The following is a 23,986-nucleotide window of genomic DNA, read 5'->3' as shown; positions in this document are numbered from 1 at the left end:
GATAATCCATTGCCTGATGGAAGTAAGCCTGGATAACGGTACCGACATTATCATACTCTAAAGAAAGATCATCTAATAGATCAAACGTTGGCTGAAGATGCTTGAAATCCTCCATGTCGATATTGACAAACATGTTATATTGATTTGCCTTGTCGACAATCTCTCTGACATTGTTTAAGCAAAGACTATAATCAATATCTAACCCGAGTTGAGTCGGTTTTAAAGAGATATGTGCGTCGGCATTATTACTATGTATTGCTTCGATAACTTTAAGAATCTGTTCCCTAGCAGCTGCTGCCTCTTCTTCTTTGAATACAAACTCTCCCAAATTATCGACAGTACAGGAGATTCCGTTGGCGTTGAGGTCCTTAATACTCTTTATTGCTTCCTCAATATTTGTTCCCGCAACAACACTTTGTGCTCCCATCTTCAAGCCGTACTTTTTGGCAGTACTATTAAGGAATTGATTTTGCGATAGACTCATAAATATATCTTTTAACATCATGACTGCTCCCTTTTACTGTTGTATTCAATTTACAAAAATATTATAGCATACGCTTCCAATAAAACTTATTTTGAGAAAATTCAAAATGAATCTAGCTTATACCCAATTATCGTCACCGCTGTCATAATCTCCTTGGTCATAATCATCCTGCTGGTCATCGTTGTCTGCATTGTCATAATCGTAATCCTGGTTAGGGTCATTCCCTAGCTCTTCCCGGAGCTGTTCAATCTCATCCTCTTGGATAATATTTTGCTCCATCAACTGCTGCATGATTTCATGGTCTTGCAGGTGCTGCATTGTTTGAAATTGATCAAAGCCAATTCTGCCTTGTTCAAAAAGATAGGTCAATAAAGCGCCTGCCGCCATGCCCCCTGCGAAGGTTCCAAACCGACCAAAACCTCCGCCCCCAGAAGGGTAATAATCCTGCCGTCCGTAGTAATTTCTGTGCGGAGGTTCCATGATTTGTGGACGGTTTCGGCTGGTTAGCGGTCGTACAATTAAAAAATATACTAATAAGATAATGATTATGATGCTCGTAAAAATCATTTTCATCCCTGCCCTCAAATAGCTTAAGTCTGTTTGCCTATAGTGTTGCACTTATTTTTAAAAAATAAAAGCCCCCAATTTAGGAGGCGATGTTCAGGCACCAAATGAACCTTTTTCATTTGTGTTCAAGTAATAATTTAGTGTTTCGGTTAGACCGCTATGAAGATCATATTTTGGCTCCCAGCCCAAAAGTGACTTCGCTTTGGAGTTGTTAAGGCAGCTGTGGAGGATATCTCCACTGCGGGCTTGCGAGAAGATTGGTTGGATGTTTTTAGAGGTAAGTTTGGAGATAGATTGAAAGAGTTCATTGATGCTAGTTTTTATATTACAGCCAATATTAAAGGTTTCATTCGTACCACTGTTAAGCGATAGCACATTAGCCTCGGCAACATCTTTCACGAAGACGAAATCTCTTGTCTGCTCTCCGTCGCCATAAATAAAGGGCGGAATTCCCTGAAGAACCTTTTGCGCAAAAATCGAAATGACCCCGCCTTCCCCTTTTGTGCTTTGCCGGGGTCCGTACACATTGGCATATCTCAATATCGTATAGGGAAGTTGATGCAAACTGTTAAAGGCTTTGATATACATTTCTGAGGAATACTTGGAAATCCCATAATAGGATAAAGGCTGAACAGGGAATGTCTCCTCTATACTTACATCATCCTGTTTCCCATAGACAGCACAGCTAGAGGAAAAGATAAATTTCTTCACATCAAATCGCTGGCTATTGGCCAAAAGCTGAATCGTTCCGAGAATATTTTGTCTGGCGTCCCCTGCCGGATCTTGAATTGAATAGGCCACATCTACCTGTGCCGCTAGGTGAATAACTGCATCCGGACGTTCCTTTGCAAAAACAGTCTCGATCTGCGGCGAGGTTATATCTACCTTATAAAAGGGGACATCCTTTTCAACAAACTCAAGACTACCTGTACATAAATTATCGGCCACAACCGGATCATGGCCGGACTTTATTAAATTTTGCACAACATGAGAGCCGATAAACCCCGCTCCACCTGTTACCAGAACTTTCATTTATACTCACTGCCATCCAGTTCAGCGAGTTTGCCCTGCTTCTTTCTCATCATAAAATGATCCCCCTAACTTTCAATAAAAAACCTAATATAAATCGAGCTCCTTACCCCAAACCACGATTTTCTCAAGGTATCTTTTTAAAAGGAGGCTCTTTTCTCCGTTTAACACCCTGCGTAAATGATTTAGCAATCTTTTTTCCAAAACCCTTTGCAAATAAGTCATTTTTAAAAGCTTAACAGGATCTTCTTGAAAGACAATTCCGTACTTTGCCATTTCTTTGCTGTAAATGTCTACACAGCGGCAGCGAATGTCCTCCTCCTTCTTATGCCAATCGGCGCGGAAATCAATAAGCAGTTCAACAAGTACAACAAGATCATACCAGCAAGGTGCGTATTTGGCAGACTCCCAATCAATCAATTGAACAGGCCAATTGTGTTCATCGCTCGTGTCTTGACAGCAAATATTGTGAATATGAAGATCACCGTGGATGAGGCACTGCCCTGCTTTAATCACTTCAGGGAAAAATAATGGCCCCTTTCCCAAAATGACTTTAAGGATATCATAAGCGGGCTCTACCAATTTCCTTAAATCTGGATCCTTCATGGCTAAATCCAGGTGTTCCTTTGTTTTTTCAATATGTTCGATTCTTTCCGTAGTCAACTCCTTAGACTCATAACGGGGAAGCCACGAATCAAATAACGGCGCCTGCTCATCTGAAAGACGGTTTTTAAAAGTAAGGGCATGAAATTTGGCCACTGTTGGAATCATTCGTTCTAGGTGATAAGGTCTCAGCTTAATCTGACCCCGAACCGTCTCCAAGCATTCAGTAAACAGCCAGAATTCACGATCCTTTACATCAGACTCCAGCCAAATCATTTTCGGCATCATTTCCTGAAAAACAGGATAGGCCTTACGATACATATTCATTTCTACCAGGTGGTTTTCTTTTAACGGTTGCTGAAAAATTTTCAGGATGACAGGAACGGTTCCTGATTCCGAATTTAAAGTTAGTTTCCAAACACTTGTTTTATCCCTTGAATTTTTCAAACATTCTATTTCGCTTAAGGTGACGGGTTTTTGAAGAACGCCCGCAAACTTTTCTTCCCAGCCATAATGCTGCCATTGGCTGAGAATTTCTTCCTTACTGGTCAAAGGAAAAATCCCTCCTTTTGTGCAAATTTTTTACCGTCTGCTCCATAAATTGCGAAGATGTGAGACAAAGCTGCGAATAAACGGTAACGGATCGTCCCACCTGAACAGCGCCTCGACTTTTTTCCCGGAAAGACCCTTCAGCCACTCGAAAAATGTCATCTCACCGAGTCTTTTCTTTTGCCGGAAGGACAAGAAATCACGAACAAAGTAGACCCATTTGATACCATCCTTCTGCACTACGACTGGCTCCGGATCTTGATTGGTAAGTGATAAATAATATAAATAGGCTAAATCAACGCCACAAGCAATCGATAAGCCTTGAGTCAAACCGATTCTTGGGTTAATTTCGATGAATTTAAACTTTCCGTCTCTAGGATCCTTTTTAAATTCAGCAATGGCCAATCCTTTCATTTCAATTGACTTTAGAAAGGGTACAGCAAGCTTGATGACTTCCTCCTCCCTTTTGCTGACTACTAGTGCAGAAGAGCCAAAGTGCGGCGGAAATTGATGGAGCTTTTGATTCATCCACAGACCCTTTAAATCCATCTTCTTATCAAAAAAGGTTTTAACGGAGAAAATAGCATTCTCCTCACCCGGTATGGCTTCTTGAATCATTAGCTCTCCATATTGACGATAAAAAAGATATTCCTCTTGTAGTTGTGCGGCATCTTCAATCAAGATGGCTTTTTTATACAGCTTGTGATCAATATTAGAGCGAAAATGAGAGGAATGGACGGGTTTTAAAATACAGGGGAAGATTAGCTGTCCAATAATTTGAACTAGCTGCTGCTCATCGTTTACGATAAAAGTTTTTGGGCAGGGAACGCCGGATTTAACGGCTAATTCATAGGTCAGTCGTTTATCGAGGACTGCTTCGATCAGAGAGTGCTCTGGCAATAAAAAACGATAGTATTGCGATAAAACGTATCTATTTTTTGAAATAAAATGAACATAATCATCTGAGCCTGCTAACATGACCGCTTTCTGAGAAAAGTTAAGTCCAACTTGGCAGAGAAAATAGAGCAGCGCCTCTTCTTCCGTTACCGGATTCGGACAAGCGCCGCAAATGGCATGCCGCGTTTTGCCAATTTTGTATTTACCTAAAGTGTCAAAGGCGTAAACCTTAATTCCTTTTTGTGCCAGGCTTCTGACGATACCGATTCCGGTGGCACTCATATCAAGTACGACGGCAGGGATATCGTGATGCACACGTTTCCCTCCTTTCATAATAAAGATTGATAGATTCCAGCTATTTTTAGAGCCATATAATTCACAGTTAATTGTTTTTTCGCATAGTTCCGTGCCTGTCTCGCCAATTTTTTCCTTAAGGTCTGTTCCTTTACGAGCCTAAGCAGCTTTTTGGCGAGCTGTTTGGAATTGGCGGGTTCTGCTATCAGTCCGGAATATTCATCACGGATGATCTCAGGGATGCCGCCGCAATCAGTTGTTAAAATGGCTTGCTTGGCAAACATCGCTTCAATGACTGAAATTGGCAAAGTATCACTCGTCGTGGGTAGGACAAAGATGTCAGATTCGCTTAAAAGATCCGGAATATCGGTCCTCTTTCCCAAAAATTTAACATTCTTCAGTTGAAGGTCCAGAACCTGCTTCTCGAGTTCCTCCCGCATCTCCCCGTCACCAACAATACGGACTTCTACATTTCCTAGTTTTTTCTTAAGAAGGGCAAGTGCTTCGAATAAATATTTATGGCCCTTGCGCGGGCGAAGACGGGAAACGCAGGTAATCACGATGCTGTCCCTCTGCTTCGCCGCTTTCACTCTTTCAAATTGGATACCGGTATAAACGGTCGTCATCTTTTCATCTTCTGCTCCTAGACTTTGCAAAAGAGGCCTGAATACTTCGCATAAGATGACGATATGACTGGCGTTGATTACGGCTTGTCTATCAATTTCAGAAAAGTAGAATTCCTCTAACGAGCCTTTTTCAATTAAATTGAACTTTAAGCGGCGCTGGGTCATAAAACCATGCGGAGTGAATAATAGTGGTTTGTTATATTTCTGATTTAATTTTGCCATCACCAGTGCAGTAAACCGGTCTTGCGAATGAATAATATCGTATTCTTTTAAATCCACACTTTTTGCCAAAGCTTCAAAAACAGATAAATCACAATAATTTCTTAAAATTTTTTGATTATAACTCCCATAACGGTTAATGAAAAATTGTTTTGCATTCTCGGTAATCTCAGACCGAAGCTTTTTCACTTCATCCCTTGGAAATTGATTCGGGCTCAAAACATCGACCTGGTGCCCCAAATCCTCAAGCCCGCTCTTCAAAGCAGCAATATAATTCTGCAAGCCCCCCACAAACGGATATTCCCAAAAAGTTGTCATTAAAATACGCAATTTATCCTTTTGAGAACTTATAGAAGAAGGTGTCTGACACCTTTTTCCATTATCCTCCAATTGTTCTGTTAATCCATAATATTTGTCCATTTGGGCGATGAGCTGCGGGAATAAGATTTGTGTGGAGGGTGGTTCATTTTTTTGTTCTTCAGTCACTTCCAAACCCTCCTGATGATTTCAAATGCTTCGGCATATTCGACACCGACTGTCATCCCGCGGACTCGAGCCAAATAGGTGACTCCCTCATAAGAACGTGGATGAGGATAAGGGCGCATTTCTACATCATAATGCTTTAGGGCACTGATTTTATCATGAATGGTATCGGATATATCGACAAAATAATTAGGTTTAAACTCCTTGTCATTTGTGTGCTGACTCCATTCGCTTGAGGAAACTGTTTCGAAGCAGAGAATCTCTATCGGTCTCCTGCCGGGCAGCGGCCGGGCTGCCGTAAGGACCGCTTGAAACAGAACCTGATGATCTCGGTTTAGGTCGCCATAATGATGGGTAAAAATCATGCATGGGTCATATTGGGCGATTAGTTTTTCCACTTCCTTATTAAGTTCGTGCAAGGGCATCATTTCTAATAACAGGTTCGGCATTTCTAAAAAAACGGTTTCTTCCACCCCTAGTTGTTCGTTTGCTTTTTGCATAAAGGGCTTGATATGATTCTCCTCTTCCTTCCTCCCTTTTGCAGCAACAACGGTTACAACCTTATAGCCGTGATTAATTAATTTTTTTATCGTTCCGCCGATTCCGAGGATTTCGTCATCGGGGTGTGCTGCAACCACGAGAACTGTCTGATTCACTGTTCCACCTCACCTTATAAAAAATGCTTTCTTGTAATTATATGTAAAAAGCGTATCAGGGACAGGGACACCCGTTCAGGAACAATGAAAACGGGCAGATTTTTTGGACATTATTTGGTAAAAACTAGAGTATGAAAAAATTTTGGGGAGATGAATGATTTGAAAGTAACGGATGTGCTTGTACAATGCCTGGAAAACGAAGGTGTGGAATATATATTTGGAATTGTCGGAAAGGAAACGCTGGATTTTGCCGAATCCATGTCAAAATCGGAGCAGATCCAGTTTGTAAATGTCCGGCACGAACAAGGTGCCGCTTTTATGGCAGATGTTTATGGGAGGCTAGCTAATAAACCTGGTGTTTGTACGTCCACTCTTGGACCCGGTGCCGCCAATCTATTAACTGGCATTGCCAGTGCCCAGCTTGATCATTCACCGGTCGTGGCCATTGTCGGCCAGGCAGGCTTGAATAGGCAGCATCCGGAATCCCATCAATTTGTCGACATTGTCAAGTTGTTTGAACCGGTCACAAAATGGAGCACGCAAATTCTGGAGTCTCAATCCCTTCCAACTACAATCCGAAAAGCTTTCAGAACGGCAAAATTAGAAAAACCCGGCTCTGTAGTGGTCACCCTCCCGGAAAATCTGGCAGCACAGATGATCCCAAACAAACCTTTGCCGGTTCCGCCGATTCCAGACTTGGTTCCTGATATGGAGGCGATAAAATATGCCGTCCGCCTTATTGAAAATCATCTTAAGCCATTTATCATTGTCGGAAACGGGGTCATCCGTCAGGATGCCGGGGACGCACTGCTCTCCTTTATCGAGGCCCTCGATGTCCCTGTCACACATAGTTTTATGGCCAAAGGGGTGTTGCCAAAAGATCACCGTCAGCAATATTTTACCTTTGGCTTTAATGAGCAGGACGAAGTTTTAGTTGGACTAGAAGAGGCAGACCTCCTCATTGTCATAGGGTTTGATGTTGTTGAAAAGTTGCCAAAGGATTGGAATCCAAAAAAACTGCCGGTTTTCCATATTGATACAGTTCCGGCAGAAGTAAATGAGTATTACCCAGTTCAAGCTGAATTGGTCGGAAATATCAAGAAAACACTTGAAATGCTTGTGCAGCAAAAGCTTCCGCACAAAACTTGGGCCCCATCTGGCGGCGGCCTTCAGGAAAAAATAAAAACAGCTTATCAAACAGAGCAAACCGATTCGAATTTAACGATCGAAAACATTCTTCATATAGTTGAAAAATGCACCAACGAAAACGCAATTGTGATTTCCGATGTAGGGGCCCATAAAGTTGCAATTGCCCGAACCTATCAGCCTAAAAAGCCGAATAGAACGATAATCTCAAATGGGCTGGCTTCAATGGGGATTGCCATTCCGGGATCCATTGGTGCGAAGCTTGCCTGCCCTTCCGACCAGGTTATTTGCATTACCGGAGACGGCGGAGCTTTAATGAATATTTCCGAAGTCGAAACCGCCAAGCGTTTAGGCCTTTCTTTTATCATCATTGTCTTAAACGACTCAATGCTCAAGCTTGAAGTCCAAACGATGAACAAAATGTTTGGAGAAAACTACGGCCTTACCTTCGGGAATCCTGATTTTGTCCAATTGGCCGATAGCTTCGGCATTAAAGGTTTCCGGATCGAAACGTTGTCATATTTTGAAAAAGTTTTTAAAGAGGCACTTGCCTCAGAGGAAATCGTATTGATTGATGTTTCCATCTGAAGTAACCCATGACGGGATATAAAAAGGCGGCTCCACCTTAGAACTTTATGGTGGAACCGCTTTTTGTTTAGGGACTAGTTTTCGCAGCATTTCCTCGTTTATGCATTACCTGTAGGCCGAATAAAAGCGCGAATACCACCAGCCCGACAATGTCGCTTATTTTTTCCGGATAAATTAAGCATAAACCGGCAATCAAGGCGACAATCCGTTCTAACCAGTGCATTTTTCTCATCCAAAAACCAATTACACCTGCACTGATGGCAATCATCCCGATAAACGCCGTAAAGACCACCCAAATAACATACGTCCAGGTTGTATTAATCATTAGCAATTCCGGTGAAAGCACAAACATATACGGGATGATAAATGCACTGATCGCCAGTTTCGTTGACTCCACCCCTGTCCGGAATGGTTCACCTCCCGATATAGCCGCTGCAGACATCGCAGCTAAGGCCACTGGCGGTGTAATATCGGCGACAATCCCGAAATAAAACACGAATAAATGGGCTGATAAATCTGGAACCCCTAATAAAATGATGGCTGGTGCGGCTATCGTGGAGGTGATGACATAGTTGGCTGTCGTCGGAGAACCCATGCCCAATATCAGAGAAGCGATCATTGTCAAAAATAAAGTCGGCAACAAATATCCACCGGATAAATCGAGCAAGCCATTCGCCATTTTCAGGCCCAGCCCCGTCTTCGTCACCACCCCAACAATGATGCCGGCGGCTGCTGTAGCGGCGGCCACTCCGAGGGCCGACCTCGCACCATCTGCCAATGCGTCGATGATTCCTTTAAAGCCGATTCTGGTTTCTTTTTTTAATGCACTTACCACCACGGTGATGACGATTGACCAAAGAGCCGCGCGTATTACACTCATCCCGGACATCAACAACAGAACGATGGCAACAATCGGAAGCAATAAATAAAGCTTGCTGAATACTTCTTTCCGGTTTGGCATCTCTTCCTTTGTCAACCCGCGAAGGCCGATTTTCTTAGCTTCGAAATGAGTCATAATCCAAATTCCGGTAAAATACAGGACAGCTGGGATCGCCGCAGCTTTAGCGATATCCCAGTAAGAAATCCCGTTTCCGATAAACTCGACCATGAGGAAGGCCGCTGCCCCCATTACAGGAGGCATCAACTGTCCCCCGGTTGATGAGGCTGCCTCAACTGCCCCGGCAAATTCCTTTTTATAACCAAGATTTTTCATCATCGGGATTGTAAAGGCCCCAGACGTTACTACATTGGCGACAGAACTACCGCTGATTGTTCCTTGCAAGGCACTTGAGAAAACCGCCACCTTGGCCGGCCCGCCGACACTTCGGCCCGCAATCGCAATCGACAAATCGTTAAAGTATTCGCCCACTCCTGTTTTAATTAAAAAAGAACCAAATAATAAGAACAAAAAGATGTAGGTAGCAGACACCGCAATCGGTGTTCCCAATATGCCTTCCGTCGTAAAAAACATCGTTTGCACGAGTCGGTCCAGGTCCAAGCCGCGGTGCGCTAAAAAGCTGGGCATATATGGACCGAATAGAGCGTACACCATAAAAACGATGGCAATAATCGTGATGGGCAAACCAACCGCTCTGCGGGTCGCTTCCAACACCAATACAATCGCTGCCAAACCAACATAAAAGTCAAGATCGGTAAGCATGCCAGCCCGTAATACCAAGTCATCGATCATGACCGGCCAATAGGCGCCAACAACCACTGAAATTGCGGCTAAAATATAATCGTACCAAGCAACCTTATGCTCTTTCCCACGTTTTTTCTTGCTGGCCGGAAAAAGTAAAAATATAAGCGCTAATGCAAAACCTAAATGAATGGACCTTTGCAGTTGGGCAGTTAATACTCCGAAAATTCCCGTATAGAGATGAAATAAAGAAAAGGCCAACAGAATGGCAAACACAATCCAGCCAATCCTGCCCTTCAGCCTTCTTGCACCTGCTTCCGGGTCGTATTTTTCTAAAAGCTCCTGCTGTTGTTCTTCAGACAGTGCTTCCTCATAAGTACTCAAGGATGTTCACTCCTTTCCAAATTTGAAATATATTCAGTTTCCGTATTTCTACATTAACGACTGTTCCCGGTTTAATGGTATGCGCTAAAGGATATTCCTTATGATTAAAAATGACGCGGTGATTGGCCCGGACCTGTCCGATTCGCAAATAAAAGGATGGGAAAATTCGTTTCATGTTCTTGATGTAATACTTTCCGTTGAGCTGTTCAAAACGTTCACCCTTATCGGCATTTGCCGGCATTCCAATTGATGTATCCTCATACTCTAATTCATATTGCTGAATTTGCTGATCAGCGGTGATTTTGTAGCTTTCCACTACGTCAGACAGGTGGATTGAATGGGTGTACTTAATTTGAAAGGTGGATTCATTGTTTACTAGAATAAAAGCGGCTTTGGCACTTGAATGAACCGGTGTGAACACAAGCGCCTGCCGGAGTGGAATGAGTGCTATTACAAGCATAGCGATAGATAAGCAAATAGCTAGCACAATGAATATTTGTGCTATTTTTTTAATTTTCATTTTTCCTCCTTAAATAATGAAGAAAACGAGACCGGCTAGCGTATGCCAGAGCCGGTCAATAATTGTGAACAAGATAGTTTTATTGGGCCTTGACGCCTTTCTCATCAAAGTATTTTTTTGCTCCGGGATGGACATCAATCCCTACCCCATTTAGGGCATTCTCCACTTTAATGAGCTTCCCTTTGGCATGGGTCACTTTATCGAGATTTTCAAAAATGGCTTTCGTGATATCGTATACGACTTGCTCTGACAGATCACTTCTTGCTACAAGCATGGCCTGGACAGCTACAGTAGAAACCACAGAACTGAGCCCATAAGTTCCGGATGGGATTTCATCCTTGATATAGTATGGATACTTTTTAATCAGCGCGTCGATTTTATCCTGGGCAATCGGGACAATGACCACGTTTTCTGTCGCGGATAGGCTCTCTACAGCTCCGGTTGGCGTACCTGCCGTTACGAATGCTGCATCAATTGTCCCGTCCTGAATTCCTTGGGTAGATTCATCAAAGGAAAGGTCCTGCTTTTGAATATCATTGAAGCTAAGGCCATGTACTTCGAGAATTTGCTCTGCATTTGCTGCTGTTCCGGAACCTGGTGCTCCCACAGAAACTTTTTTCCCCTTCAAATCTGCTATGGATTTGATACCTGATTTCTTAGTCGTGACAATTTGAATGGTTTCCGGATAGAGGGTGGCAATAGCCTTAATATTTCCGACCTTTTCCTTGAACATCAGCTTACCTTCAACAGCATAAGCCGCAATATCGGTCTGGGTGAAAGCAATTTCTCCGTCACCATTTTTTAAGGTGTTCATATTTTCTGCGGAAGCTCCTGAAGTCTCAGCGTTTGCTTCTATTCCTGTGGCATCCTTAATAATCTTGGCAAAAGAACCGCCCAGTGGATAATAGGTCCCGCCTGTTCCACCGGTCAAAATACTGATGAATTTTGGCTTTTCTTCTGCTTTTTCACCACCGCTTGTACCGGTTGTGGTCTCTTCCTCCTTCGTGCTAGAACCGCATGCTGCCAGAATCATAGACATGACCACAACAAAAATCATAGAGAGAAGAAACTTTTTCTTTTTCAATTGTAGATCCCCCTTTAAAAATTTTCTGTCTGTCGTAACTATCTTTATTAAGTAGAAGGAGGAAACTTGTCATTTCTGGTTAAATTAGTTCTTTAGTCCTAACTTCTGATTATGGCTATTCTATTTCGGATAAAGTAATAATAGAAAAAAATGGACTGTTATAAATAACAGCCAATTAAACGAGGTTAATAATATGGCTCGAACGATAAAACAAAAAAATAAGCACGGAGTTTATTCTACTCGAAATGTCTGGTCGGGGTTCCTGTTTGGTATTGGATTGGTGGCATTTATAGATGAGACTTTTTTTCACCAGCTTCTCCACTGGCATCACTTCTATGACAAATCCACTACAGGCATTGGTCTGGTTTCTGATGGACTTTTCCATGCGTTTAGTTGGATTGCGACTGTAGGGGCTTTGTTTATGGTGGCAGATCTGCGCCGCCGGAACGCATGGGAGACAACAAGGTGGTTAGCTGGTATGTGCCTCGGTGCAGGTTTATTTAATCTGTATGATGGCATCATACAGCACAAACTGATGAAGCTTCACCAGATTCGCTATAACGTTGAAATATTGCCCTATGACATCGTCTGGAACGTTCTGGCAATAATGATTATAATCGCAGGCTTCATTCTTCTGCACCGGGCACGGAGAAAATCTTTGCCTTCAGGAGAAATGACAGAAAATGCACTCCAATAATCATGTTACTCATTATTTGGACGATACATTTTTACAGGTTGTCCTTTTATTGCCGCTCGTGTTGGTATTGTTTTTGTATCTGTTAGCAGTTTCCCTATTAAAATTTCGAAAAAAAACATGGCCGTTAAACCGGACATTTTTCTTTGTTTTAGCTATATGTTGTGCTGTTGCCGCGGTTAGCGGACCGTTAGCTGTGCGGGCCCATCAGGATTTTACAGCACATATGCTCAGCCACCTGCTTTTGGGCATGCTGGCTCCCTTATTAATGGTATTAGCGGCTCCGATGACAATAATTTTAAGAACATTAAACGTGAATGCTGCGCGGAGACTTGTTACCTTTTTAAAAAAGAGATATTTTCTTTTTCTTAGTGATCCGGTTGTTGCATCCCTGATAAACGTCGGAGGACTTTGGGTTCTTTATACAAGTGACCTTTATATGGCTATGCATAAACACACCCTTGTTTACGTGGCAGTCCATTTACATGTCTTTCTTGGAGGATATGTATTTACCTCCGCGCTTGTGAATATTGATCCAATACCGCATCGAAGGAGCTTTATATACCGTGGAATTGTGATGGTAGCGGCGTTAGCCGGGCACGGAATCCTTTCCAAGTACATTTATGCCCATCCACCTGCAGGGGTTCCAGCTGATCAGGCTGAGTCTGGCAGTTTGCTTATGTACTATGGCGGTGACGTTATTGATCTTATCCTTGTTGTTATTTTTTGCTATCAGTGGTATAAAGAAAACTCGCCGATTGGCAAGCCCCTAAGGGCGAAGACAGAGGCGTAGTTGTAGTTACTCTTATGCGTTAAGAAAGTATAAAGCTTTCGACAGAAAGTTTATACTTTCTTATTAGCCAAATAAAGCCGCCCTCACATATCGGCGGCTTCAGCATGCATTAAATAATCTGGTTCTTCAATTTACCGATGCCGGTGATTTCTAGCTCTACGGAATCGCCGGGCTCTAACCATCGGTGAACCTCTGGTCCAAGCTCGAGGAGGCAGCCCGTTCCGACAGTGCCGGATCCAAGGATATCTCCAGGGTAGAGCGTGACTCCAGCCGATGCCCTTTCGATCATTTGTCCAAATGAGTAATAGAGATCTTTAGCATTTCCTTTTGATAGCAGTTCTCCATTTACTTTGGCTGTCATCGTTAAATCAAAGCCGCGGCCGAATCGATATTTTTCAAGCTCATCCTTCGTGACGATAACAGGTCCGATGGTGGTCGCGAAGTCCTTACCCTTCGCCGGCCCTAGCCCGATTTTCATCTCTTTCTGCTGCAGATCACGGGCCGACCAATCGTTAAATATGGTGTAGCCGAAAATATAGTCTTCAGCTTCCTCTGCCTTGATGTTCTTCCCTTCCTTGCCAATGATGCAGCCCAGCTCCAATTCATAATCCAACGCGAAACAGCCGGGAGGACGTTCTATTTTTTCATTGTGGCCCGACAAAACTAAATGGTTGGTAAAATAAAAAGCAGGTATTTCATACCATTCTTCGGGTACCTTGCGGCCTGTTAGTTTCCTGGCATTCAACACATGCAATTCAAAAGCCATAAAATCCCTTACACTTGGCGGATTTGGCAGTGGAGCTGTTAGTGTAACTTCGTTTAACTGAGCAGATGGCTCCGCAATGCCCTCCAAACTCTTCAAAACTGGCAAATATCCGGTATAGTTTTTAATTAACTCTAATAGATTATCAGGCAGCTCACCGTTGCTAACAAGATTTATATCATAAACGTTCTCATCCTTAATCCAGCCGGCTTTTTGGCGGCCGTTTGCATCAATAAATGTTATAAATTTCATTCCTATTGTCTCCTTTATTCAAAAATGGCAACTGGTCTCGCCCAGCCTGCGCTGGCACCTGTTATTTTGACTGGAAAAACCGCTACTTTGTAGCCGAATCGTTTTGGCAGTAAATCCAAGTTTGCCAGTTTTTCAATTTGGCAATATTCTGCTTCCTTTCCAACATAATGGGCCGCCCACAGGACGCCATCACGCGGATTTTGCTTATAATCGGCAGCTTGATGATAAAGCGGAATGTCCCAGCCCCAGCCGTCTGTTCCCATGACTTTTATTCCTTTTTGAATGAGCCAGCGTGTTGCATCCGCCGATACGCCAGCGTGGACAGCAGCATAGTTCTCTTCGAAATATTTTTTATCGGCATCAGTTCTTATCAAGACAATGTCATAAGGTTTCAGCTGATAGTTCATTTCTTGCAATTGTTTTTCTAAATCTTCTATTTGGATTTCATAGCCCGGCTGTTTTTCGCTAAAGTCAAAGAGAACACCGTTGCCATAGAACCATTCGAGAGGCAGTTCGTCGATTGTTCTTGATGGTTCTCCTGCTGTTTTGGCCGCATAATGCCACGGCGCGTCAACATGTGTTCCGGTATGTGTTGTCAGCGTGACCGTTTCTACCGCCCAGGCTGCGCTGTCCGGAAAATCGCTGCCCTTTAATCCTAGGATTTTGGCGGCCTGCTCGGCCCCCTGTTCGTGCGATTCATAGAGGATTTCAGGTGGGAAAGGCTCCTTCGCTCGAATATCCAATGGAACACTTAAATCAATAATACGCAATTGGCTGCGGTTCATTTATTTACCCCTTTTCCGTAAAGGTATAGGTTGGACATTTTCCGTTTACGACTGAAATCATAACAAATATAGGTTAAAAATGTTGTCGAAATTTACCAATGAGTAAGTATTGACTCATCAAAAAAAGTGTTAAGGAAATTTATCCTTAACACGTTTTTCAATTTAAATTTATTTAGAATGTGCCGGCTTCAGCAGGACACTTACCAACCGATCCATTCCCTCCTGAATCCGTTCAGGTGAAGAATGGCTGAAGTTTAGGCGGAAGGTGTTATACTTTGGCTGACCTACATAGAATGGAGCTCCTGGCACGAAGGCTACACCCTTTTCAACTGCCTGATGCAGCAATGCGGTGGTATTAATCTCTTCATTGGCTTCCACCCACATAAACATGCCGCCTTTCGGTTCAGCACATTTGAACAAGTCAGTGCCGAGCTTTGCAAGGTAATCCCGCATAATCGTCATTCGAAGATAATACTCGCGGCGGATTGTTTGGATATGGGAATCCAAGTCGAAATCGCGCAGCAGATAATATAGTGCCTGCTGGTCTAGGCTGCTCGAATGCAAATCGTTCATTTGCTTGGCTTTCGCCATCATTTGAATGATTTCGATCGGACCGGTTACCCAGCCTGTGCGGAGTGCAGGGACAACGGATTTCGAGAAGGTACTCGTATAAACGACATGGGTACGTTGCTCATCAAGTGATGCCAGCGGCTGGTAATACTCGTCGTCATGGAATTGAATATCCCCGTATGGATCGTCTTCTAATATCAGAATATTATATTGATAGCAAAGGTCTAGTAAATGCTGGCGTCTTTCCGCGCTCCAAACCTTGCCGTCTGGATTTGAGAAAGTTGGAATGACATAAACAAATTTAGGCTGGTATTGTTCCAGTTTAACCCTTAAATCCTCAGGGTCCATTCCCTCCTGATCACTATGGACAGCAATTACCTCCGCCCCGTATGAGTGGAACACCTGCAAGGCAGATAAATATGTAGGGTCCTCGGTTAGAACGACATCCCCTTCGCTTAGCATGATTCTTGAGAACAAATCAATGACCTGCTGGGATCCTGTTGTAACCAATATATTTTCAGGGGAAGATGTAATTCCCTTTCGCTCCATTTTAGTTTGAATCATTTCACGAAGCGGGATAAAGCCTTCAGTTAAACCGTATTGTAAGGCGTTGTTTCCTGAGGAAAAAACCTTATCATAGGCAGTTCTTACCGCTTCCACTGGGAAAATGTCCTCAGCTGGCAGTCCTCCGGCAAATGAAATGACATGAGCCTGTTGCGTCACTTTTAGGATGTCCCTGACAGCAGATGATTCAAAGCTTTGAGTACGAGATGCAAATGGATAATTCAATGTTAGTCGCTTCCTTTTTTGAAAAATAAATAGTTCAATTTAATGCTATTTTACTAAAGCATATAATTGAAAATTGATATTATTTTAAATAGTATAATATAAAATCCTTATATGCAAGAATTTATTTCTAAATGTTTTGAAAAATTGAAACCATTCGCTTTCCTAAATAATTTTAAAGTAGTATCATAATTTAATAGTATAAACTGAATGTTTCAGACTAACTAGAAAGGGTAATTTACATGAAAAAAGGTGTTGCACTATTAATCTTAGCCACCATTCTTTGGGGCGGTAATTACATATGCGGTCGTTTTCTGGCACCTGCTCTGCCGGCAACGCTGCTAAACACGATTCGGTGGGGCATATCAACGATCCTTCTTTGGGGAATACTTGCCTTTAATAAAAAGGATTTCCCTATCCGAAAAAAATGGAAGGAATTTTTGATTCTTGGGTTTTTTGGGGTGTTTGCTTTTTCAACCTTAAATTACTTAGGATTAAGATCCTTAAGTGCTTCTCAAGCTGGAATGATATCTGCAGGGATTCCGATTGCCATCTTGCTGTTTACACCGTTTGTTTTAAAGGATAAGATTCATGCTAAATCGTGGATTGGTGCTGTCATTTCAGTGATTGGTGTGATGATTTTAATTCAGGGAAAACAAAGCGGGGCATCCCACAGCTCCCTAATCGGAGAAATTGAGATTCTGTTATCCTGCTTGGCATGGGGAATGTATACCGTTCTTTTGAAACGCTACGGGAAAAGTATGGATCCGTTAACCATGACGGCCGGCGCATCCTTTTATGGTACCCTATGGAGCGCGTTAAGCTGCATAGGCACCGTCGATACGGGAATGATCCATATGACAGGTTCTGCCTGGCTTGCAGTCGTCTACGTTAGCACGTTGGCTTCTGTTGTTGCCTTCTTCTCCTGGAGCGCAGGAGTAGAAATGGTTGGACCGGCACTAGCTGCGCCATTTATCAATTTGCTGCCCATTTGGACCGTTGTATTTGGTGTTTTGTTATTAGGAGAGAGCGTGTCGTTGGCAACCCTGCTAGGAGGCATCATAACCATTATAGGTGCTGTTCTAGCAACCTATCAAACTCCAAATAAAAGTAAGAAAAGGGGCATGACCCGCACTGCCTAATGCACAGCGGCTTCATGCCCCTTCTTATTTATTAGTCGTGGAAATTAGTTCCGTCTGTAACAGCTTTAATGATTTCAGCACGGATAACGTAGTCTCCGAAGTGCTCTCCTTCATTTCGTTCCTTCGCATAACGGCCAAGAAGGACGCTCAATTCATTTAGAATTTCTGCTTCACCAATGTTTTCACGGTACATTTTGTTCATACGGCTGCCGTCAAAAGCGCCCCCAAGATACAAATTGTACTTTCCGACCGCTTTCCCGATCAGCGCGATTTCTGATAGCGCCGGGCGGGCACAACCATTCGGACAGCCAGTCATGCGGATTGTAATTTCCTCATCACGCAGTCCGTTCTCATCTACAATCTCTTCAATCTTTTCAATTAGCTGTGGCAGGTAGCGTTCACTTTCAGCAAATGCCAATCCGCATGTTGGGAGCGCAACACACGCCATTGAATTACGGCGTAGAGCCGAATGGTGCTTACCATCAGTTAAGCCATATTGCTCCATTAATTCGGAAATTTTTTTCTTTTTCTGACTTGAAACATTGGCAATCACAAGATTCTGATTAGGTGTTAAACGGAAATCACCAGTATGGATTTTGGCTAGTTCCCTTAAGCCTGTTTTCAGCTTGTAATCTTCAAAATCTTTCACACGTCCATTTTCAACAAAGAAGGTAAAATGCCACTTGCCCCCAACGCCTTTCACCCAGCCGTATCGGTCACCATTATGGTCAAAGTGGTACGGCTTTGCCTCATCCAAGCTCCAGCCAAGGCGGTTTTCTAATTCTGCCTTAACCGTCTCCAATCCAAGGCGGTCAATAGTATATTTGAAACGGGCATTCTTGCGAACAGAGCGGTTTCCGTAATCCCGCTGAATCGAAATGGTCTTTTCAGCCAGTTCGACTATTTTGTCAGGAGTAACGAATCCGATGACTTTCGCAACCTGTGGATAGGTTGCTTTGTCGCCATGTGTGCTACCCATGCCGCCACCAATTGCTACGTTGAAACCAGCAAGCTTACCGTCTTCTACAATTGCAATCAAACCTAGGTCCTGAGAAAACACATCAATATCATTTGATGGCGGAACAGCAATACCAATCTTGAATTTACGTGGTAAATAGGTTGGTCCATATAATGGCTCCACTTCTTCTACTTCTGGTGTGCCAGCAATCTTTTCCTCATCGAGCCAGATTTCATGATAAGCTCTAGAACGAGGTAATAGATATTCACTTAAATAGCTCGCCCATTCATACACTTCCGCATGTATCTCGGATTGATATGGATTTGGGTTACACATCACGTTTCTGTTCACGTCTCCGCAGGCAGCAAGAGTCGTTAACAATGTGTTGTGGATTTCCTGAATTGTATTTTTCATATTCCATTTTAAAATGCCATGAAATTGGAATGATTGACGAGTAGTCAGTTTGATGGTGCCGTTGGCGTTCTTATCGGCAAGCCCATCCAATACCAGCCATTGTTCCGGTGTTACAACACCGCCTGGTGCACGGACACGGAGCATAAATTGATATGCTGGTTCTAATTTCTGTTTTTGTCGTTCATTACGAAGATCGCGGTCATCCTGTAAATAACTGCCATGATGCTTCATCAGACGGTTGTCATCATCAGGAATACCTGCGCTTAACCGGTCCTGCATTACTTCCGTCAGCGTGCCGCGTAAATAGTCGCTTTCTATTTTTATACGCTCGACATCACTTGGCTTACCATCCGGTGCTTTTAAAATTGAGTTCACCATGTTGAAAAGACTCCTTTCAAAACCAAATCAATATACGTCACGCTGATAGCGTTTTTGCTGCTGCATTTCGGCTACATACTCTTCCGCTTTCTCACGGCTCATATTGCCTTCTTTTTCAATAATTTCAATTAAAGTGTTATGGACATCATGTGCCATGTGCTTTTCATCACCGCAAATATAGAAGTAAGCACCTTCCTCAAGCCACTGGAACAATTCCTTGCTTTGCTCTAACATGCGCTGCTGCACATATACCTTTTCAGCCTGGTCGCGAGAAAACGCTACATCCATCTTTGTAAGTACGCCGTCCTTTAGCCATTTTTGCCATTCAAGCTGATAGAGGAAGTCCGTCACAAAATGCTGATCGCCAAAGAACATCCAAGCTTTACCTTCCGCACCGTTTTCTTCACGCTCCTGCATGAATGAACGGAATGGCGCAGCCCCTGTTCCCGGCCCAACCATAATAATCGGCGCATCCTGGTTAACAGGCAGTTTAAAGTTTTCATTATGCTGGATGAATATAGGCAAGGTATCTCCTGCTTCCAGACGCTCCGCTGTTAAAATTGAGCAGACACCCTTCCGTTCGCGGCCATGTGCCGCGTAGCGGACGGCGCCAATAGTCAAATGAACTTCATCCGGATTAGCAGACAAACTGCTAGCAATGGAATAAAGTCGTGCTGGAATTTTACGTAATACGGATACAAACTCTTGTGCCGATTCTCCCCAAGCACCAAAATCATGGATCAAATCTAGTAAATCTCTGGACTCAATATAAGCCTTTAATTTATCCTCATTGCCTGCTGCAACAAGTTCCTTAAGCTCAACATTTGTTGACACCTGAGCGATTTTTTCAAGCAGTGGTTTTGTCAATACGGTAATTTCATAATAAGAAGTAAGCACATCTTTAAGTGGACGGGCATCCCCTTGTTTTACGGTAACAACTTCATCCGGACTCCATGTTAATTCCTGAAGTAACAGTTCAACTAGCGTAGGATCGTTCTCTGGATAAATCCCCAGGCTGTCACCCGGCTCAAAACTTAGACCAGATCCTTCAAGCGATAATTCAAGGTGACGAGTTTCTTTATTCGAACCGCGGCCATTTAAATTAATATTTTCAAGGACCTCCGCACGGAATGGATTTGTTCTTGAGTACATAGACTCAGCAGTTTGAGTTGTTCCTACAGGAACAGGGGCTGATGCTTCACTTCCCCCTTGTACTTCATTCAAGCTGCCAAGAACACCTTGCAGCCATTCACCAGCCGGCTCGTCAAAATCTACATCACAGTCAAAGCGTGGATAAAGTCTAGTGCCGCCAAGCTCTTCCAAACGTTTGTCAAAATCTTTTCCGGTTTGACAGAAAAACTCGTATGAGCTGTCTCCAAGTGCCAAAACGGAAAATTGCAGACCGTCAAGCTTTGGCGCCCGTTTTCCAAACAAGAACTCATGGAAGGATTTTGCGTTATCAGGCGGCTCACCCTCACCATGTGTACTAGCAATAATGAGCAGGTTTTGAACCTTTTTTAAATTGTTCAGTTTAAAATCACTCATCGCCGAAACGGTTGCTTTAAATCCAATCCCCTCAAGTGCCTGACTTGCTTTTTTCGCCAGACCCTTGGAATTTCCAGTTTGCGATCCATAAAGAATCGTCACCTCTTTGGATACGCTTTGGGATTGTGCAGGCTGACCTGCCGGTGCTCCCAATGCAATTGAATTCGCAGAGGCAGCAAAGTACCCGCTTAACCAGACCTTTTGCGATTCCGTTAAGCTTGGCAGAAGACGATTTAGGAGCTCTGCCTGCTCCTCAGTAAATGGACTGTTCAATACCTGAAGTTGCAAAAAATATCACTCCCCTAAGGAAAATAAGCCATTTTGAAATTGCTTTAAGACATCATTTTCATTGAAAAATTGATTACTATTATAATAGTTTTACTATTCCTATAAGTCAAGTAGGAATTATAGAAAAAGTATGCTTGCGAATATGTCATTTTCACTTTACCGAATATCTAAACATTAGTAAAATAAATATTAATTATCGAAACTATTAGTTTTTTTAATAATAAGGCGGGATTCCTATGCATTACGAAGAATTAAAAACGTTCGTCACCCTTGCAGAGGTGAAAAATTTCACAAAAACGGCAGAGCTGCTGCTAATGTCACAGCCCAGTGTGAGTTTACATATCAAAAATCTTGAGAAAGAATTTCAAACAAAATTATTTCTGCGCTCTCCAAAATTCCTGCAAATCACTCCGACGGGTGAGATACTTTACGAACGAGCCAAACAAATGATTACCATTTATGAACAAACTCGCCAGGACATTCTTGAACACCAAGATTCAATAAAAGGTGAATTAATCATCGGGGCCAGTTTTACGATTGGGGAATACATCCTCCCGGCTTTACTGATTGATCTGCAGAAAGATTATCCGGAATTGGATCTTCATGTAGTGATCGGCAACACAGAGGAAATTGCACAATCAGTAAAATTGTATAAAGTGGATATTGGATTAATTGAGGGTCACACAAATGAAAAGGAACTATCGGTCCACCCTTTTATGGAAGACGAGTTATTCGTGGTTTCATCGAACAATCATGAACTCGCTCGAAAAAAAGGAGTTACCATGGCTGACCTTCAGAATCAAACATGGGTAACACGGGAAAATGGTTCGGGAACCCGTGAGTATTTAAATCATGTTATTCGTTCCAATGGTTTGAAGGTCAAATCCTTTTTAACCATCAGCAGCAGCCAAGGAATAAAAGAAACGCTCATTAACGGAATGGGGCTGTCACTTCTGTCCGGCAGTATTATTGACAGGGAGGTCAAGCAAGGACTGCTATCTATTATTCATGTAAAAAATCAAACTTTTAATCGAACTCTTTCATATATATATTCGCCTATCATGGAAGAAAAGCGAAATGTGAAGACGTTTATTCATTCCTTAACTCAAAAATGGCCGAAGTAAAATGACTGTGCATCCTTTTCTCTATTTTTCAGCAGGATTTTTTCATTAGCACGATGAATAAATTAGTAAATAAATAGAAATCTGCCGAAAAAGGATGAAAGGATGTATTTTTATGAAAAAAGTAAATGATCTTAAGATAATACGTGTGCCCGTTCCGACCCCTACTTTACTTCCCCATATGACAACCAACTGCTATTTGATTGGGAATGGGGAGGAAAGTATCTTGGTTGACGCCGGATATGACCAGCCGGAAACGCGAAGTGTAATAGAAAATGCCCTTGTTGAAAATGAAATCGCTGTCCCAAAAACGATTATTCTTACACACTCCCATCCTGACCATGCTCCTGGTGTTTGTCAGCTTATCGACTGGAATCCGGTTGTGTACTGTCATCACCTTGAAAAAGAGGAAACTCAATCAGCCATTTCACCTTGGAGCAATATTTCTTTTTTAAATGATTTGGACGTTCTCCGTGTTGCGGGTGAGGAAGTACATATTCTTCATGCCCCTGGCCATACGGCTGGCCAGTTGAACCTGTATATTCCTTCTAAGCAAATTCTCCTCGCAGGGGATAATATCGTCGCGGAAGGAACATCCTGGATTGGCCCTCCGGATGGTGACATGGGTGATTATTTTAAAACCCTCCATCGCCTGCAACAGTTAAAGATCAGTAAAATCGGTCCTGGCCATGGGGAATGGGTTACAACGCCGTATGAGCACATTGAGTTTGTGTTGAACCGAAGATTGTATCGTGAAAACCAAATTAAGGACTTGCTGAAAGAACATCAGTGTTTAACTTCTGTCGATTTAACGAATTTGATTTATCAAGATTCCATTCATCCTAGTGTGTTTGAAGTGGCAAAAAGAACAACTGAGGCACATTTAATCAAATTGATAAACGAGGAATCCGTCACACAGCATGAAGAAGCCTATATGTTAAAAAACAATCTTGTAGTCTGATCGATTAAACTCCGGCATCGAAAGTTGACCGCTTTTTACATAATGAACAATCGTTTTCAATGTATGAATCGTTGGCGGTGCTAATGGAATTGTTTCCTCTTCATATCGAGTTAGAGCTTCTTGGGGATGAATCCATAAAGAATCATCAATTTCATTTTCATCTGGTATTGGCGTTTGACCCTCGGGCAGCCTGGCTAGGAAGAATTTTGTATCAAAGCGAATTTTGCTTTGACTAGGTGTGACAATTCGGCCAAAATAAGTTAAGTATTCTAGATTCAGATAAAGCGCTTCCTTTTTTAACATGTGTAAAAAGGAAATTTCTCCTTTAATTAACAGACGGCGGTATTCCAGGGCGGTATCTTCTTCCAAAAGAACTGGGGTACCGTCGACTGTTTGACAAAGAAGAATGCCTGCTTCCTCAAATAATTCACGTGCCGCGGCGATATAGTAAGACTGGCTTATTGATTCATCCCGCTTTTCGTTTTTTATATACTCATCATCATAGATGGCATCGCTATCATCTACCGCTCCCCCGGGGAATACATAAATACCTCCCATAAATTTCATCGTTTTCGGTCTTTGTGTCAAGTAAACTCTATCGAGATGATCCAATAACACGACTGTGGATGCAGGTCTTGGTGTAACCTCCATATTTCTACCACCTTTCTGTTATTTATAGTTTAATTACATCTATATTCAACCAACCGAGCAAATTTCCCTTCCTTTTTCCATAAGAAAGAGCACACTATTTTTTAGTGTGCTCGAAAA

Annotated in this window: 22 protein-coding genes; 6 read left to right on the top strand and 16 right to left on the bottom strand. The window is 42.7% G+C overall.

Translation table 11 applies throughout. The annotated features are described in order from the left end of the window. The 7 genes from KHB02_RS04470 to KHB02_RS04440 form a co-directional block, all read right to left on the bottom strand. The coding region (locus tag KHB02_RS04470; protein WP_241113713.1) for a proline dehydrogenase family protein at positions 1–505 on the bottom strand (505 nt) is incomplete at its 3' end. Positions 506–601: 96 nt separating this feature from the next. Further along, a complete protein-coding gene (locus KHB02_RS04465) occupies positions 602–1,057 on the bottom strand; it encodes a hypothetical protein (RefSeq protein ID WP_241113712.1) in 456 nt (151 codons plus the stop codon). Positions 1,058–1,144: 87 nt separating this feature from the next. Beyond that, complete coding sequence (locus KHB02_RS04460) at positions 1,145–2,083, bottom strand: NAD-dependent epimerase/dehydratase family protein (protein WP_213139980.1); 939 nt, start codon at positions 2,081–2,083, stop codon at positions 1,145–1,147. Positions 2,084–2,167: 84 nt separating this feature from the next. After that, positions 2,168–3,235 carry a phosphotransferase gene (locus KHB02_RS04455; RefSeq protein ID WP_213139979.1) on the bottom strand — a complete coding sequence of 356 codons (1,068 nt, stop codon included), beginning with the start codon at positions 3,233–3,235 and terminating at the stop codon, positions 2,168–2,170. Positions 3,236–3,265: 30 nt separating this feature from the next. Further along, on the bottom strand, positions 3,266–4,444 hold the full coding sequence (locus KHB02_RS04450; protein WP_213139978.1) for a carboxylate--amine ligase: 1,179 nt from the start codon (positions 4,442–4,444) through the stop codon (positions 3,266–3,268). A gap of 14 nt (positions 4,445–4,458) precedes the next feature. Next, positions 4,459–5,754 (bottom strand): glycosyltransferase family 4 protein, encoded by a 1,296-nt coding sequence (locus KHB02_RS04445; RefSeq protein ID WP_241113711.1) that lies wholly within the window; start codon positions 5,752–5,754, stop codon positions 4,459–4,461. Beyond that, the gene (locus tag KHB02_RS04440; protein ID WP_213139977.1) at positions 5,751–6,407 is read right to left on the bottom strand and encodes a PIG-L deacetylase family protein; all 657 of its coding nucleotides are present in this window, start codon (positions 6,405–6,407) and stop codon (positions 5,751–5,753) included. Before KHB02_RS04440 ends, KHB02_RS04445 begins: the two co-directional genes overlap by 4 nt. 150 nt (positions 6,408–6,557) lie before the next feature. Here KHB02_RS04440 and KHB02_RS04435 point away from each other — a divergent pair, with 150 nt between their 5' ends. Continuing rightward, entirely contained in the window at positions 6,558–8,141 is a 1,584-nt protein-coding gene (locus KHB02_RS04435) for an acetolactate synthase large subunit (protein WP_241113710.1), read from the top strand. 67 nt (positions 8,142–8,208) lie between these two features. On the opposite strand, the gene KHB02_RS04430 is transcribed toward KHB02_RS04435, so the two are convergent. The 3 genes from KHB02_RS04430 to KHB02_RS04420 form a co-directional block, all read right to left on the bottom strand. Beyond that, positions 8,209–10,164, bottom strand: a complete 1,956-nt coding sequence (locus KHB02_RS04430; protein WP_213139975.1) for a TRAP transporter permease — start codon at positions 10,162–10,164, stop codon at positions 8,209–8,211. Next, the gene (locus KHB02_RS04425; protein WP_213139974.1) at positions 10,151–10,684 is read right to left on the bottom strand and encodes a DUF1850 domain-containing protein; all 534 of its coding nucleotides are present in this window, start codon (positions 10,682–10,684) and stop codon (positions 10,151–10,153) included. Before KHB02_RS04425 ends, KHB02_RS04430 begins: the two co-directional genes overlap by 14 nt. A gap of 79 nt (positions 10,685–10,763) precedes the next feature. After that, on the bottom strand, positions 10,764–11,768 hold the full coding sequence (locus KHB02_RS04420) for a TAXI family TRAP transporter solute-binding subunit (RefSeq protein ID WP_213139973.1): 1,005 nt from the start codon (positions 11,766–11,768) through the stop codon (positions 10,764–10,766). Between the two features lie 193 nt (positions 11,769–11,961). On the opposite strand from KHB02_RS04420, the gene KHB02_RS04415 reads away from it, so the two are divergent. Together KHB02_RS04415 and KHB02_RS04410 are read left to right on the top strand one after the other, a co-directional pair. Further along, positions 11,962–12,465 (top strand): DUF2243 domain-containing protein, encoded by a 504-nt coding sequence (locus KHB02_RS04415; protein WP_213139972.1) that lies wholly within the window; start codon positions 11,962–11,964, stop codon positions 12,463–12,465. After that, positions 12,452–13,255 (top strand): cytochrome c oxidase assembly protein, encoded by an 804-nt coding sequence (locus KHB02_RS04410; protein WP_213139971.1) that lies wholly within the window; start codon positions 12,452–12,454, stop codon positions 13,253–13,255. The genes KHB02_RS04415 and KHB02_RS04410 overlap by 14 nt, the downstream gene beginning before the upstream one ends. A 109-nt stretch (positions 13,256–13,364) precedes the next feature. Here KHB02_RS04410 and KHB02_RS04405 read toward each other — a convergent pair whose 3' ends face one another. The 3 genes from KHB02_RS04405 to KHB02_RS04395 form a co-directional block, all read right to left on the bottom strand. Then, positions 13,365–14,270: a fumarylacetoacetate hydrolase family protein gene (locus tag KHB02_RS04405; RefSeq protein WP_213139970.1), complete on the bottom strand. Its 906-nt coding sequence runs from the start codon at positions 14,268–14,270 to the stop codon at positions 13,365–13,367. Between the two features lie 14 nt (positions 14,271–14,284). Next, positions 14,285–15,055 (bottom strand): cyclase family protein, encoded by a 771-nt coding sequence (locus tag KHB02_RS04400; protein ID WP_213139969.1) that lies wholly within the window; start codon positions 15,053–15,055, stop codon positions 14,285–14,287. A 168-nt stretch (positions 15,056–15,223) separates the two neighbouring features. Next, positions 15,224–16,414: an aminotransferase-like domain-containing protein gene (locus tag KHB02_RS04395; RefSeq protein WP_213139968.1), complete on the bottom strand. Its 1,191-nt coding sequence runs from the start codon at positions 16,412–16,414 to the stop codon at positions 15,224–15,226. A 239-nt stretch (positions 16,415–16,653) separates the two neighbouring features. Between KHB02_RS04395 and KHB02_RS04390 the strand changes: the two genes are divergently transcribed. Next, complete coding sequence (locus tag KHB02_RS04390) at positions 16,654–17,553, top strand: DMT family transporter (RefSeq protein ID WP_213139967.1); 900 nt, start codon at positions 16,654–16,656, stop codon at positions 17,551–17,553. A 31-nt stretch (positions 17,554–17,584) separates the two neighbouring features. Here KHB02_RS04390 and cysI read toward each other — a convergent pair whose 3' ends face one another. Then, entirely contained in the window at positions 17,585–19,303 is a 1,719-nt protein-coding gene (cysI, locus tag KHB02_RS04385; RefSeq protein ID WP_213139966.1) for an assimilatory sulfite reductase (NADPH) hemoprotein subunit, read from the bottom strand. A 27-nt stretch (positions 19,304–19,330) separates the two neighbouring features. Further along, a complete protein-coding gene (locus KHB02_RS04380) occupies positions 19,331–21,136 on the bottom strand; it encodes an assimilatory sulfite reductase (NADPH) flavoprotein subunit (protein ID WP_213139965.1) in 1,806 nt (601 codons plus the stop codon). Positions 21,137–21,372: 236 nt separating this feature from the next. On the opposite strand from KHB02_RS04380, the gene KHB02_RS04375 reads away from it, so the two are divergent. Further along, positions 21,373–22,260, top strand: coding sequence for a LysR family transcriptional regulator (locus KHB02_RS04375; protein ID WP_213139964.1), 888 nt, complete (start codon positions 21,373–21,375; stop codon positions 22,258–22,260). A 112-nt stretch (positions 22,261–22,372) separates the two neighbouring features. Then, positions 22,373–23,218, top strand: a complete 846-nt coding sequence (locus KHB02_RS04370) for an MBL fold metallo-hydrolase (protein ID WP_213139963.1) — start codon at positions 22,373–22,375, stop codon at positions 23,216–23,218. Here the strand turns inward: KHB02_RS04370 and KHB02_RS04365 are convergent. Further along, on the bottom strand, positions 23,195–23,869 hold the full coding sequence (locus tag KHB02_RS04365) for an NUDIX hydrolase (RefSeq protein ID WP_213139962.1): 675 nt from the start codon (positions 23,867–23,869) through the stop codon (positions 23,195–23,197). The genes KHB02_RS04370 and KHB02_RS04365 overlap by 24 nt on opposite strands. Positions 23,870–23,986 lie beyond the last annotated feature (117 nt).

It is taken from the genome of Neobacillus citreus, from assembly GCF_018343545.2.
GTDB lineage: Bacteria > Bacillota > Bacilli > Bacillales > Cytobacillaceae > Neobacillus > Neobacillus citreus.
Note: the sequence above shows the minus strand (reverse complement) of the source record. Positions and strands in the feature narration are given on the sequence as shown.

Bases quoted from the DNA above. Each gene is read 5' to 3' on its own strand.
- KHB02_RS04460 (WP_213139980.1), bottom strand. From the start codon at position 2,083: ATGAAAGTTCTGGTAACAGGTGGAGCGGGGTTTATCGGCTCTCATGTT.
- KHB02_RS04370 (WP_213139963.1), top strand. From the start codon at position 22,373: ATGAAAAAAGTAAATGATCTTAAGATAATACGTGTGCCCGTTCCGACC.
- KHB02_RS04410 (WP_213139971.1), top strand. From the start codon at position 12,452: ATGCACTCCAATAATCATGTTACTCATTATTTGGACGATACATTTTTA.
- KHB02_RS04415 (WP_213139972.1), top strand. From the start codon at position 11,962: ATGGCTCGAACGATAAAACAAAAAAATAAGCACGGAGTTTATTCTACT.
- KHB02_RS04390 (WP_213139967.1), top strand. From the start codon at position 16,654: ATGAAAAAAGGTGTTGCACTATTAATCTTAGCCACCATTCTTTGGGGC.
- KHB02_RS04365 (WP_213139962.1), bottom strand. From the start codon at position 23,869: ATGGAGGTTACACCAAGACCTGCATCCACAGTCGTGTTATTGGATCAT.
- KHB02_RS04400 (WP_213139969.1), bottom strand. From the start codon at position 15,055: ATGAACCGCAGCCAATTGCGTATTATTGATTTAAGTGTTCCATTGGAT.
- KHB02_RS04435 (WP_241113710.1), top strand. From the start codon at position 6,558: ATGAATGATTTGAAAGTAACGGATGTGCTTGTACAATGCCTGGAAAAC.
- KHB02_RS04375 (WP_213139964.1), top strand. From the start codon at position 21,373: ATGCATTACGAAGAATTAAAAACGTTCGTCACCCTTGCAGAGGTGAAA.
- cysI (WP_213139966.1), bottom strand. From the start codon at position 19,303: ATGGTGAACTCAATTTTAAAAGCACCGGATGGTAAGCCAAGTGATGTC.
- KHB02_RS04405 (WP_213139970.1), bottom strand. From the start codon at position 14,270: ATGAAATTTATAACATTTATTGATGCAAACGGCCGCCAAAAAGCCGGC.
- KHB02_RS04465 (WP_241113712.1), bottom strand. From the start codon at position 1,057: ATGAAAATGATTTTTACGAGCATCATAATCATTATCTTATTAGTATAT.
- KHB02_RS04425 (WP_213139974.1), bottom strand. From the start codon at position 10,684: ATGAAAATTAAAAAAATAGCACAAATATTCATTGTGCTAGCTATTTGC.